Here is a 12627-nt window from a genome sequence, read left to right as displayed (position 1 = left end):
AATGGCGTCAAGGGTCAACCATGTTATATGGTTGCCAGCAGTTCATTGAGGGTCTTGCGCTCATCCGCTGAAAAATTCAGGTCGCGCAACTCAAGCAGCAATAGCCTTGCCTGCGCCCGCTCGCCGGCAACAACAAGCAACTGCGCCCACTTGAGGCGATTGCTCGGGTTGGCTGGATTCAGCGTTAGTGATCGCCCCAGCGCGGCACGGGCAGCTGGCAAGTCGCCGGCGTGCAACCACAAATAGTCGGCATGCCAAGAGTGCAGCATTGCCTGTACCCCGGAAGTGACGCCGGGGTTGGCCAGCGCGGCGGCAAACAGACCGTCGATCTCGGGGCGGGCCAAACAGATCGAGTTGGCTATGGCCATTTCCTTCAGGCCGTACAACACGCCTCTGTCGCCCGGCGCAAACGGTGTCTCGCGCAGACGGCGCGACAGCTCTGCAAGCTCGGCGTGCTCTACCGGCAGACCGGCCTGGCAGTTCAAGTCGATCAACGCAAGCCCCCCCATTTTGAAAGCCGGATCTAGGCTGTTGGCCAGCTCATAGTGCTGCCGGGCGAAAGCGTGAGTAGGTGAGTTCGGGGACGCTGCATCGGCGAGCCTGGCCAGGTTCAACCCCGCCTCGTACTGAGCCCGGGCCGAACTCCGGTGATGCTGGGCCTCGATCTGGGTGCGTCGCAGTTCGTCGCCGAACTGGTGCGCGCGCAGTGCGGTGACAAAAGGAAAATAGACCAGCGCGGCGGCGGTGAGCGCAACGGGTATGGTCTTGGTGGTGCCCTTGTGTCCCAGAGCAGTGAGCAGCACCGACCCACCTGCCACCAAAATGCCAAACAGCGGCAAATAGTTGCGATGCTCGTGGGCAAGCTCCAGCGGGAGGAAGCTGGACTCCAGCGCATGCCCCATCAGGAACCAGGCAATCCCGAACGCCACGAGCGGTGCGCCGCGGCGCAGCCGCCAGGCCAACCAGACCAGGACGGCCAGCCCAACCCATGCGGTCATCGTCGTCCAGGGTAAAAAGAGGCCCGTTGAAGGCGCAATATCGTCGTGGTACAGGCCCAGCGCCTCCAGGCGGGGGGCCAAGAGCAAGCCCAGATAGAACCACAACACGCGCCCCTCGGTCAGCATGCGCTCCAGCAGGGTGAACTGGCGAAGCTCAAAACCAGACCACAGCCACTGCGCGCGCGGTGACAGCAGGTAAGCAAGCGTCCCCGCCAGACCCAGCCCCGCCAGCACCGCAAAACGCCGGGCAAATCGGTCGAGCCCGCCTGTACTGCTTCTGCGTACGATCAATTCCCAAGCCAGAGCGAACGCCGGGAACAGCGCCCCGGTTTCCTTGCTGAAGAAAGACAGAGGCCAAAGGATTCCCCAAGCGAGCATGAGCCATGCCGCACCGGCGCGCCCACCCCGTTCCCGGCCACGCAGATGGAGCAACAGCGCCGCCAGCAGAAACAGGGCCGACAGGCTGGTCATGCGCTGCACCACATGCAAGACAGGCAGAAGCTGGATCGGGTGCAGCAGCCAAAGCGCCGCCACGGCGCCAGACGCAAAAACAAGCTGCTGCGGTTTGCACTGCGTGCCGTTCTGCGTCAGCAGCCGCAGCGCCAGGCTGAACACCAGCGCCGCACAGGCCAGGTGAATGACCAGATTGGTCGTCTTGAACGCAAAGGGGCTGAAGCCGCTGAAATAATGGTTGAGCGCAAAGCTCAGCTGCGCCACTGGTCGCCCGGTGGGGCCGGCGCCACCGCTGGTCCAGGCCTGCTGCAAGGACTCCAACGATAAGTTTTGGAGACGTACCCCGTCAGCCAGCAGGATACTAGGCCCGTCATCGAAGAAAAAGCCGCCCTGCAAGCCCGGCCAGTACAGGGCCGTAGCCAGTGCGCCCAGCAGGAACGCAGCCAGCCCAGTGAGATACGGGGTTCGCATAGCGAGCGCAAAAGAAAAAGCCTCTTGGGTTTAATCCAAGAGGCTTTTGATTAAATCAACCGTTTTAGAAGTCTTTGCAAGAGCTGGGACGGAAGTTGGCGGGGACTGGGTCAGTACCGCCACCACATGTCCAAATCACCTGGCCCGTCGTAGTATTAGGGACGTTTCCACGCAATATAATTGTTTTACCCGCAGCTGCCGTTGGCAACCCAGACGCCGTTCCGTTTGTGGTCACAATGATATCGCCAACAGTGGCGGAGGTTCCCGTGTATGTGAGGTTATTCACATATTTCGACGATAGGGATTGCACGCCCATGGATGCCATACCTTTCTGCATCGTACCAAATTGTGAATACGCTTCCGCAACGGCCGTGCGGCCAGACGAACCGGCCAAAATAACCTCGGATACCTTGGCCCGCACCAGGTAATCCTGGTAGGCAGGCAAAGCCACAGCGGCCAAAATACCAATGATCGCGACCACGATCATCAACTCGATCAGGGTAAAACCCTTTTGTAGAGAACGTTTCATGAATAACTCCTTGAATTGACAACAAAAACCAACAAACGGACGCTGGTTTAGAGCAGGTTTCGTGCCAAAGGTTTAAACCGGAAAATTGGCTTGCTTCTCGAAGAATCCGCTTAAACAGGCATGAAAAGGCGTTGTTTTTGTCACTTTTTGTCCGGACTATGACATTTTTGTCGGCGTCCGGTGAATGGCATTATCCAATCTGCAGCATCAGCCACTTTGTCAGCTGATCTGCATAGTCAGGTTCAATACCGGCATCTCTCAAAGCCCATTTGAAAGCATTGCCAAGCTGGGCTTTTTTGTAGGTGTTCAGCTGGTGCTGCTGCTTGAACCGAACGATCTGATCGGCCATTTGCCTCAAAATCTTGTCGGTCTTCTGCTCGAAGGCCTTATCGCCAAATTGCTTGGCCGATGGAAGTTTTTCAGTGAAGAAACGCGCGAGGGAGCTGCCAAACTCTTTCGCTTCTGCAGCATTAAACCAGTTGAGAATCATGTTGCCTCCAAATTTCAGTCATTTTCATCGCTCGGCCTTGTCTTTGGCTTCAGCTATCGCGCAATTCATCTCGCGTTCGGCAATATCATAGTGGGACATATGGACCGCCCGTCCAGCGGCGGCAATTGAAAAGGGGAGCAGATGGGTTTCTTTGAAAGATTTCAAAAATCCAGAGCTGTATCAGGCCTCAGCGCCCCAATTGACGAAGCGGCTGCCAAGCTGGAGGCAGAGGGCTTGGTGCAAAAAGGTATGGCACTTGAGCTGCAAGACCGGTTTGATGAAGCCCTGATTTGCTACGATGAAGCCATTCAATTGATGCCGGAGTTGGCCCGGGCGCATTTCAATCGCGGCAACATTTTGCTGGACCGGGGCGACGCTCAACTTTCATTAAGCGCCTACCTCACCACCCTGAAGTACAAACCTGACTCTGCGGCGGCCTTCTACAACCTGGGTAATGCCCGCGTGGCCCTGGGTCAACCCGAGGCCGCCATCGACAATTACCGCCGGGCCATCGCCCTGAAACCAGAGTTTACGGACGCTCACATCAGATTAGCAAGTCTTCAGCATATGCTTGGCCAACTGGATGACGCAGCGGCTAGCTATGGCCATGCACTTTCCCTTGATGCCGGGAACGCCGACACGCATCTTAGCCATGGCATTGCACTGCAGGAGCTCGGGCGTATAGAGGCCGCGCAGGAAAGTTATTGTCGTGCGCTACAGATCAAGCCCGACTTTGCCGAGGCGCACTGCAACCTGGGCGGGATCAAAAAAAAGCTGAACGATATTGAGGCTGCGGTGGCGTGTTTTCAGCGAGCCATTGAGATCAATCCGGATTTTGCCGAAGCGCACAGCAACCTCGGCAATACCTTGCAGGTTTTCGCAAAACACGATGAAGCTGCGAAGTGTTTCCAAAAAGCACTTGAACTCAAGCCCGACTTTGCCGAAGCACACTTAAGCTACGGCACTGTCTGGCAACATTTTGGGGAGCTTGATCTCGCGGAGGAAAAATATCGCCGGGCGATTGAGCTAAAACCCTCGCTGGCCAAAGCCCACATGAACCTGGGCATCGTGTTGAACCTGTCTCGACGATTTGACGAGTCACTGGCTTGTTATCGCCGCGCTCTTGAAATAACTCCGGACTATGTCGACGCACTGGTGAATCTGGCTAACGTGCAGAAAGACATGGGCCAGCTTGATGCCGCACTGGCAACACTTCGACGGGCATTGGCGCTTGACGGCAATTGCATCCAAGCCCACCACAACCTGCTATTTATCCAAAACTACCTGGCTGAGCATCCCGCCAAGCAGATATCTGGCGACGCAAGGCGATTCGGAGAGGTGGTAACCCGGCAGGCCCGTCCCTACACCAGCTGGCCTAACTCCCCTCTACCTGAACGACGATTAAAAGTAGGCTTGGTTTCCGGTGACCTGTGCAGTCATCCAGTCGGCTATTTTCTGGAAGGTGTATTGAAAGCACTCGCATCACAGGCCATTGAACGACTGGAAGTCATTGCATACCCCAACCGTGTGTGCGATGACGCAACCAGCCAGAAGCTCAAGGCCTGTTGTGCAGGGTGGCATTCTGCGCTTGGGCTGTCGGATGAAGCCCTCTCACAGCGCATCCGTGACGACGGAATCGATATTCTGCTTGACCTTTCCGGACACTCCGCGAACAGTCGCTTGCCCGCATTCGCCTGGAAGCCGGCCCCCATTCAGGCGTCCTGGCTGGGCTACTTTGCCACTACCGGAGTGCCCGCTATGGATTACTTGATCGCCGATCCTTGGACGCTGCCACCGAGCGAAGAGGTATTTTTTACTGAGCAGGTCTGGCGCCTGCCTGAAACACGGCTTTGTTTCACACCGCCGCATGTAGAGATAAATGTGGGGCCACTGCCCGCTCTGACCAAGGGCAGCATCACCTTTGCTTGCTTTAACAACCTGAGCAAGATGAATGACGCTGTGGTGAATACATGGGTGCGGGTGTTAAACGCCGTACCGAAGAGCCGCTTGTTTATCAAGTCTCAATTGCTTGCTGAGCCAGCTTTGAGTCAGCACATATGTGAACTTTTCACCTCGCAAGGCATTGGCCTGAACAGGTTGATCCTGGAGGACTATGGACCGAGGGAGGAATATCTGGCCGCCTACAACCATGTAGATATCGCACTGGATCCTTTCCCTTATCCTGGCGGAACAACCACGGCAGAGGCCTTATGGATGGGCGTTCCGGTACTGACGCTGGCCGGCGAGCATTTCTTGTCGCGCCAGGGAGTTGGGCTGATGGCAAATGCGGGTTTGCCTGATTGGATAGCCAAAGACACCGATGACTATGTGGCCAGAGCGGCTTCGCTTGCCAGCGACCTGCCAGGTTTAGCCCAGCTTCGCGCCGGATTGAGACAGCAGGTATTGGCCTCTCCGGTCTACGACACAAAACGCTTTGCCGGGCATTTTGAAGCGGCTTTGCGCGGCATGTGGACCCAATGGTGTTCCCGTAATATCGGAGCGCCGCTTCAACTTTGAGAGGACGCTGATGGGGCTGTTAAACCGATTTTTGAAAAGAGTAAGCCCTTCCACCGTTGCGACAACGGGTGAGCCTGCCAATAGCGCGCAAGACGCAGAGCGCAAACTTGAAGAAGGAGTGGCCTTGGAGAAAGAAGGGCTGGTGGATGCCGCTTTGAGGTCCTACGACGCGGCCATTCTTTTGGCACCGAACCTGGCCCGTGCCCACTTCTATCGGGGCAATTTGCTGCTAGATCAAGACGAGGCGGCACGCGCGCTCAGTTCCTATTCAAAAGCTTTGGAACTGAAGCCAGATTCTTCAGCAACCCACTACAACATGGGCAATGCCCATCTGCGCTTGGGAGATTTGCAAGCCGGAGTGGCTGCATATCGTCGAGCCATCGCTTTGAAACCGGATTTCGCGGATGCGCATCTGTCTTTGGGCGTAACCCTCGGCAGGCTCGGACAAGCCGCTGAAGCTGTGACGTCCTATATGCACGCCGCCAATTTCAAGCCCGACTCTGCCGAAGTTCATTACAACATCGCTATTGGCCTGCTGGAGATAAATCAGCTTAGAGAAGCAGTTGCCAGTTTTGACACGGCTTTGGCGCTGCGGCCAGACTACATTGACGCTCTGCACAATCGGGGCATCGCGCTGCACGATCTGGGTCAATTTGGAGAGGCCATCAACAGTTATCGCCACGCCCTTGAAATTGATGCCAAAGTGGCAGCAATACACAGCAATCTGGGAACAGCCTTGAAAGAACTTGGGCAGTTCGATGAGGCGATTGCCAGTTATGAGCGTGCTTTGAAAATCGATCCTGCCTTGGTTCAAGCACATTACAACCTGGGTGTTACGCTGCAGAGCCAAGGGCAACTGGATCGGGCGATTGCCTGTTATGAGCAATTGCTTGAGCTTGCCAACGATCACTTTGATGCTCATATCAATTTGGGAGCGGCGCTTCGCGAGCTTGGGCAGTATGAAAATGCGCTGACGCGTTTTAGACTGGCTATAGAGGTCCAACCCGGCAACAGTAAGGGATACGTCTACCTGGGTGTCACGCTGGCAATGGCGGGGAGGCTCGTTCCGGCTATCAAGAGCTACCAACAGGCACTGGAAATCCAACCGAATAACGCAGATGCGCACTTGGGTTTGGGCATTGCACTGAAAGATGTTGGAAAGCTGGATGAAGCGCTACGGAGTATTCGGCACACGCTGAGCATCCAGCCCGACTATGCGTTGGCGCACAACAACCTGCTGTTCATCAACAACTACGTGGCCGACCAACCTGCATCGCGTCTGCTCGCAGATGCCCAATGCTTCGGTGACATAGTGGCGCAGTCGGCTCAGCCACATACAGATTGGCCAAACTCTCCTGAATTGCACCGGGTGCTGCGGGTTGGTTTTGTGTCGGGCGATCTATGTGGCCATCCTGTGGGCTATTTCTTGGAAGGAGTCCTGGCCGCACTCAGGTCCCAAGCCTTCGACAAATTGGAGTTATTCGCGTATCCGACCCGCGCTTGTGATGACGAGACCAGCAAACGATTGCGCGCTTGCTGCCGGGGCTGGCATTCGGCGGTTGGGATTTCTGACAAGGCACTGGTGAAGCGCATTCGGGAGGACGCGATCGATATTTTGGTGGATTTATCCGGACACACCGCACACAACCGGCTGCCCGTGTTTGCCTGGAAACCGGCGCCCATACAGTTGAGCTGGCTAGGTTATTTTGCGACTACTGGAGTGGCAGCCATGGACTATTTCCTGGCCGATCTTTGGACTCTTCCGGCGAGTCACGAATCTTATTTCACTGAAAAAATATGGCGTCTGCCAGAAACGCGCCTGTGCTTTACGCCACCCGATGCGCAGCTTGAGGTTGGCGCACTTCCACGGCTCACCAATGGCTACATCACATTTGGTAGTTTCAACAACTTGAGCAAGATGAATGATGCGGTGGTGCAGCTGTGGTCGCGGGTGCTTCATACGGTTCCGGACAGCCGTCTTTTTCTCAAATACCAGCAGCTCGCAGAAGCGTCTGTACAGCAGAATACCTATGAGCGTTTCGCCGCTCACGGCATAGATGCCGGGCGCCTGATTTTTGAAGCTTATGTACCTCGTGCAAGCTATCTGGCAGCTTACCACCGGGTAGATATTGCTCTCGATCCCTTCCCTTTTCCTGGGGGTACAACCACTGTAGAAGCCCTTTGGATGGGTGTGCCAGTGTTAACTCTGGAAGGAGATCGTTTTCTGTCCCGCCAGGGAGTCGGTCTTTTGATGAATGCCGGACTGCCAGACTGGATAGCGGCAGGCGCTGACGATTACGTCGTCCGCGCCGCAGCACACGCCAACGATGTGAACCGCTTGACGAGCTTGCGCGCAGGGTTGCGTCAGCAGGTGTTGGCCTCCCCAATCTTTGATTCGTCGCGCTTTGCTGGGCACTTTGAAGCCGCCCTGCGCGGCATGTGGCAGAAATGGTGCCTCGATCAACAGATGTCAGCAATCGAGCCGAGCCCAACTGATCCGCTAGGAGTCTGGGCCGCAGAAGGCAGGGCGGTTGAGTAAACGGCTGGCAAGATGAATGGGTTGAGGAAGGCATGAACACCAGCTACATGCCCTACCAGCCGAGCTATGAACGCATGAACGAATCGGAAGTGACGCTCACAGCCTAGATCGACGCGCAAGAGCGAAACCAGCCCGAGCTGGATATCCCCGCTGAGATCGCCTGCAGGCAGGACCGGCTGGTTGCTATTGCAGCGGCCAAAGTGCGGCTCGAAGAACGCCAGAGGCACGCCGACGCGGCCCGTGGGCACAGCGCCGATGACCATCGCAAGCCCCGCGACAAGGACGGCAAGTCCTACCAGAGAGACTTTGGCGCTCCCCCCGACAAAGCCCAGGACAGTTTCACCGATCCGCCGGCGCGCATCATGAAGCGCGCCGGTGGCGACTTGACTACACCTACAACCCCCAGCCCGCCGTGGACGAGGCAGCGCACATCATCGTGGCCGCCGGGTTGGCCAACACCAGCTCGGACGTGCAGCAGGTGCCGCGGGTGCTAGATACGGTCAAGACCAACCTGGATGCCCCGACAGCATAGCGATAGCGAACTGGTCATCGCACTGGGGCGAGAAGGCAAGCTGGCCGCCTCAAAGATCGACAGTCAGCGCTCTCCACACACAGCTGCGATGACCGCCTAGCTGCAAACCGAAGAAGGCAAGGCGGCTACCGCAAGTGCAAGTGGATTGCCGAGCCGCCGAACGGCTGGATCCAGAGTGTGCTGGCGCTTCGCCAGTTCAGCATGCGGGGCCAGGCTAAGTGCGATGCCGAGCTCAAGCTCGTGTGCATGGCGCCGAATCTGCGAAGAATGTGTGCGTTGGGCCTGAGTTGACGCCCCGATGGGGCGCAAAACCTGTTTGGCGCGGTGCCCTGCGCATCAAACCCAGCTCGGTCCCTTCGGTCGGCACTGAAACAACCTCGCCTTCTATCTCGTATACCCCAACATCGCCAACATAAGCTGATCAGCGTTTCGAATTTGCTCTGCCGCCCAGACTCCTATGCAATCTTTCAAAGCAGGCGCAAGACTGCCGCAAAATCATTCTCGACAAGATTCAGATGATCGTCGATCTTCGGTTGAAATGTATCGAGCTCGAATGCCATTGTCTGGTCACGGATGAGCTCAAAGTCATTCCAAAGCGTTGTTGAATCCGCGTTTAAACCAGTAACAACACCCAATCCGCTTGGATATGTCGGTATCGTGAATACCTTGAGGTCTGGCCTGAATTTCATAAGAATCGGAATCACCTTCCAGGTGTCGCCAACCCAGAATTTCGTACTCCGATCCCTCTTCGCCGTAGCCGCAGTGACTGGAAAAATGTCATGAAACAACACGACTGTACCTGCATCTGAAAATTTCTCGATATTCATGAAGTCTTTTAACGCTTGATCGAAGGTATGCAACCCGTCGATGAAGGCCAAACTGACGGTCTTCACTTCCAACACTTGCCGAAGGTCGTGGTTTGCAAAGAAATCGTCACTGGGAAGCTGATAGAGTTTGACCCAAGCTTCCTGTGGATAAACTATTTGAAGGGCCGGGTCAACTCCGACCGCTCGCGTTGGCGAGCGGGCGAACTGAAGCGATCGTCCGGATTCAACCCCAACCTCCAAATATGCGGCCGGTTTTAACGTAGCGTGAAACCATTTAAGCCAATCCAGATAGGTTGGCCCAGGAAATCGCTTCTCAACTGCAGCGCTGCATTTGACAAACTCAATTTCTGAAAACAGGAGATTGGTTTCTGCATTTTCCGGAAAGCGTTTCAATGCATCGGCGCAGATTTTTTCAGCCCCAGCTATGTCACTTGCTTTTAATTTGTCATGCCCGATTTCTAATAGTTCCGATAGGAAAATTTGGTCGGAACTTTGATGTAAGGTATTTGTGCGTGGCTTGCCAAAAATTAATTCCCTTAGCAAATTCGACAGAATGGACAACACGCTCTCCTGATAAGCTTTCTACTCTTCAAACCGAAAACGGTCCCGGCAACTATCCACCAGTTGAGCAATCCGAGTTTAAATTCATTATGGTTGGGACTGTGAGCCTGGCATGCACTCGCAGCTGACATCACCAAGTGTCAATAACTCAAAGTGATACTGATTGCCGTCAACGTTTGGCAAGAATGGCGTTTTGCCCTAGTTACTTGATGCAAACCGATCTAACCATTTTAATATCTGTCATCCCCATTAGAACCTTTTCCATACCGTCCATTTTGAGCGTGCGCATACCACTGTTTACGGCGGATGAAAACAGCTCGGCGACGCGGGCGCGCTCCTGAATCAGCTTTTTCGCGGCGTCGTCGGCAATCATCAACTCGTGTAGTCCGATACGGCCTTTGTAGCCGGTCTTGTTGCATTTATCGCAACCTACCGCACGGTACATCTTCAGCTTGCCGCCCTCTCCGTGCTCTGCAATCCAGCCGTCAAGAAGTTTTTTGGCTTCAACCGCTGGGTCGGCTTTCCAAGCAGCGGTATGGCGCAACTCCTCAGCGTATTCGGCGACGAACAGCTTGATTTCCTCGGCTTCGGGAAAATATGCCTCCTTGCAATCGCAAAGCTTTTTGGCAAGCCGCTGCGCAAGAATTCCGAGCAAAGCGTCGGCAAAGTTAAATGGGTCCATGCCCATGTCCAACAGACGCGTAATGGATTCCGGTGCGGAGTTGGTGTGCAGGGTGGAGAACACCATGTGGCCAGTCAATGAAGCCTCCACGCCCATCGATACGGTTTCTTTGTCGCGCGACTCACCGACCATGATGATGTCGGGGTCTGCGCGCAGGAAAGCTCGCATCACAAGCGCAAAATCAATGCCGGCTTTTTTGTTGATCTGCACTTGGCGCAGACCTTTCTGCGTGATCTCGACAGGGTCTTCGGCGGTCCAGATTTTGGTGTCTGGGGTGTTAAGAAACTTCAGAATCGAGTGGAGAGTCGTCGTCTTTCCGGAGCCGGTCGGGCCACAGACGTAAAACAGGCCGTACGGTTTGGATACGGTTTTCTCGAGGCGCTCCTTGTTGTGCACTGTCAGGCCCAGCTTTTCAAGCGGAATAGGTTCTCCGGCGGCCAGGATACGCATGACCACATCTTCGACGCCGCCTGCCGACGGAATGGTCGCTACGCGCAGTTCGATATCCAGCGGCCCGTATTTTTTGAACTTTATCTTTCCGTCTTGCGGTTTTCGCTTTTCCGAAATGTCCAGGTCACACATGATCTTGAGCCGCGTCACCATGGCCTGACGGAACTGCGCAGGAACTTCGATATAAGGCTGCAAGGTTCCGTCGATACGAAAGCGTATTCCCGTCTTGGCTTTCCCGGGCATGGGTTCGATATGGATGTCCGACACTTTTTGCTTGTACGCATCAATGATGACCTTGTTAACGAACTTGACCAGTTCGTTGTCGGCGGCCGCAGATTCCAGCGCCGAGTCGTCGGTTGCATCATTTTCGAGCGGCGAGTCCATGTCGGCCAAGAGCTGATCGATTGACCCTCCCTCATTGCCTGCTCCGAAAAGCTGACTCAGTGTTTCCTCAAACTCCGTCTGCGTAGTAACGCAATAAGCGAATTTGCTGGTCTTGGAAAACACCTGGGGGACGACCCGGGCACCGCGCACGGCCTCCGGATCCAGGCACATGATCACCAACCCGTCGGGCGTTTCTTCCAGTGGCATCCACCCCTGCTGCTCGATAAAGTGGCGCTTGAGCGCGCCATGCAGCATCTCGGACCGAATGCGTCCGGCGTTGAAGGCTTCATAAGGCACGCCAAAAAACTTGGACAGGGAAGCGCCTATTTGCGTTGGCCGGATACGAAAGTCGGCCATCAAAAGGTACTCTACCGTCTGGCCTTCTTCGCGCGCCTTCTGAACACATTGCAGCAGTTCGTCCTGGGAGAGCACGCCTTCCGTTACCAGTCCATCGTACTTGGTGGCTTTCCGCCGCAGTCCATCCTCAGCTCGTTGCATACGCTGGCGAATCGCAATGCCCAGCGTCTTGCACAACTGCTGCGCACCGTCCTCCTCAAGCTTGGCGAACGGTTGGTCACTACGGTTGTTGATGACCTGCAGAACGCCGTAGAGGGTGTTGCCGTCCATGACAGGTGCAACAAGCATTTGTTTGGTGCGGTAACCAGAACGCTTGTCGACTTCCTGCAAGAAGCTCAGCTTCGGATGGATTGTTTTGAGCGCTACATCGTCATACACGTCGGCTATGTTGACCATCTGTTTGGCCAGTGCAACGTACCCCGCAATGCTCTGCGGACTAATCGGAAGCTTTAAATCGCGGCTCGTGTTCAGCCCTGTTTTGACCTTCGAAATAATGGCCGTGCGGTCTTCGTTAACAGCGTAAAGGGTCAATCGGTCTGCGTTGAACAGCTTGCAGATGTCCTGGCTGGCCTCCAGCATGATCTGGTCGATGTTCTCGGTCTCGTGGATCTTGGTCGTGACCAGCTGCAGCTGGCGAAAGAACAAGGCCTCGAAGGTGACGCCGCGCTTTTCGGGAGGCAGCTGCTGCGAGTCGTAGAACGCCTGCGAGTCGCGCTCGGTGCGAAGCACGGCGCTCATCGAGGGGCCTGCATGATCTGCACGCGACGGTTTGGCTGGAAGGACCGGCGGTTCACAATATAAACTCCTGCCCAGCGCGCAGCCAGCGGATGTCATGCA

The 12627-nt window shown here is 55.6% G+C and carries 7 protein-coding genes and 1 pseudogene; 4 read left to right on the top strand and 4 right to left on the bottom strand.

Annotated elements, in window-relative coordinates:
* Positions 1-23 precede the first annotated feature (23 nt).
* Positions 24-1922 carry a pilus assembly protein PilF gene (locus VE934_RS08225; protein WP_324886240.1) on the bottom strand — a complete coding sequence of 633 codons (1899 nt, stop codon included), beginning with the start codon at positions 1920-1922 and terminating at the stop codon, positions 24-26.
* Between the two features lie 64 nt (positions 1923-1986).
* On the bottom strand, positions 1987-2451 hold the full coding sequence (locus VE934_RS08220; protein WP_324886238.1) for a pilin: 465 nt from the start codon (positions 2449-2451) through the stop codon (positions 1987-1989).
* 184 nt (positions 2452-2635) lie between these two features.
* On the opposite strand from VE934_RS08220, the gene VE934_RS08215 reads away from it, so the two are divergent.
* The 4 genes and pseudogenes from VE934_RS08215 to VE934_RS18175 all read left to right on the top strand — a co-directional run.
* Positions 2636-3070, top strand: coding sequence for a hypothetical protein (locus VE934_RS08215; RefSeq protein WP_324886236.1), 435 nt, complete (start codon positions 2636-2638; stop codon positions 3068-3070).
* Between the two features lie 12 nt (positions 3071-3082).
* Entirely contained in the window at positions 3083-5458 is a 2376-nt protein-coding gene (locus VE934_RS08210) for a tetratricopeptide repeat protein (RefSeq protein ID WP_324886235.1), read from the top strand.
* Positions 5459-5468: 10 nt separating this feature from the next.
* Complete coding sequence (locus tag VE934_RS08205) at positions 5469-7997, top strand: tetratricopeptide repeat protein (RefSeq protein ID WP_324886234.1); 2529 nt, start codon at positions 5469-5471, stop codon at positions 7995-7997.
* A gap of 110 nt (positions 7998-8107) precedes the next feature.
* Positions 8108-8820 (top strand): annotated as a pseudogene (locus tag VE934_RS18175) (transposase); the annotation flags it as partial.
* Positions 8821-8996: 176 nt separating this feature from the next.
* Here the strand turns inward: VE934_RS18175 and VE934_RS08200 are convergent.
* Positions 8997-9917, bottom strand: a complete 921-nt coding sequence (locus VE934_RS08200; protein ID WP_324886232.1) for a class I SAM-dependent methyltransferase — start codon at positions 9915-9917, stop codon at positions 8997-8999.
* 202 nt (positions 9918-10119) lie between these two features.
* Complete coding sequence (locus VE934_RS08195) at positions 10120-12528, bottom strand: GspE/PulE family protein (RefSeq protein ID WP_324886230.1); 2409 nt, start codon at positions 12526-12528, stop codon at positions 10120-10122.
* Positions 12529-12627: the final 99 nt, after the last annotated feature.

It is taken from the genome of Polaromonas sp. (genome assembly GCF_035638815.1).
Classification (GTDB): Bacteria; Pseudomonadota; Gammaproteobacteria; order Burkholderiales; family Burkholderiaceae_C; genus Polaromonas.
This window is presented reverse-complemented; position numbering and strand designations above follow the sequence as displayed.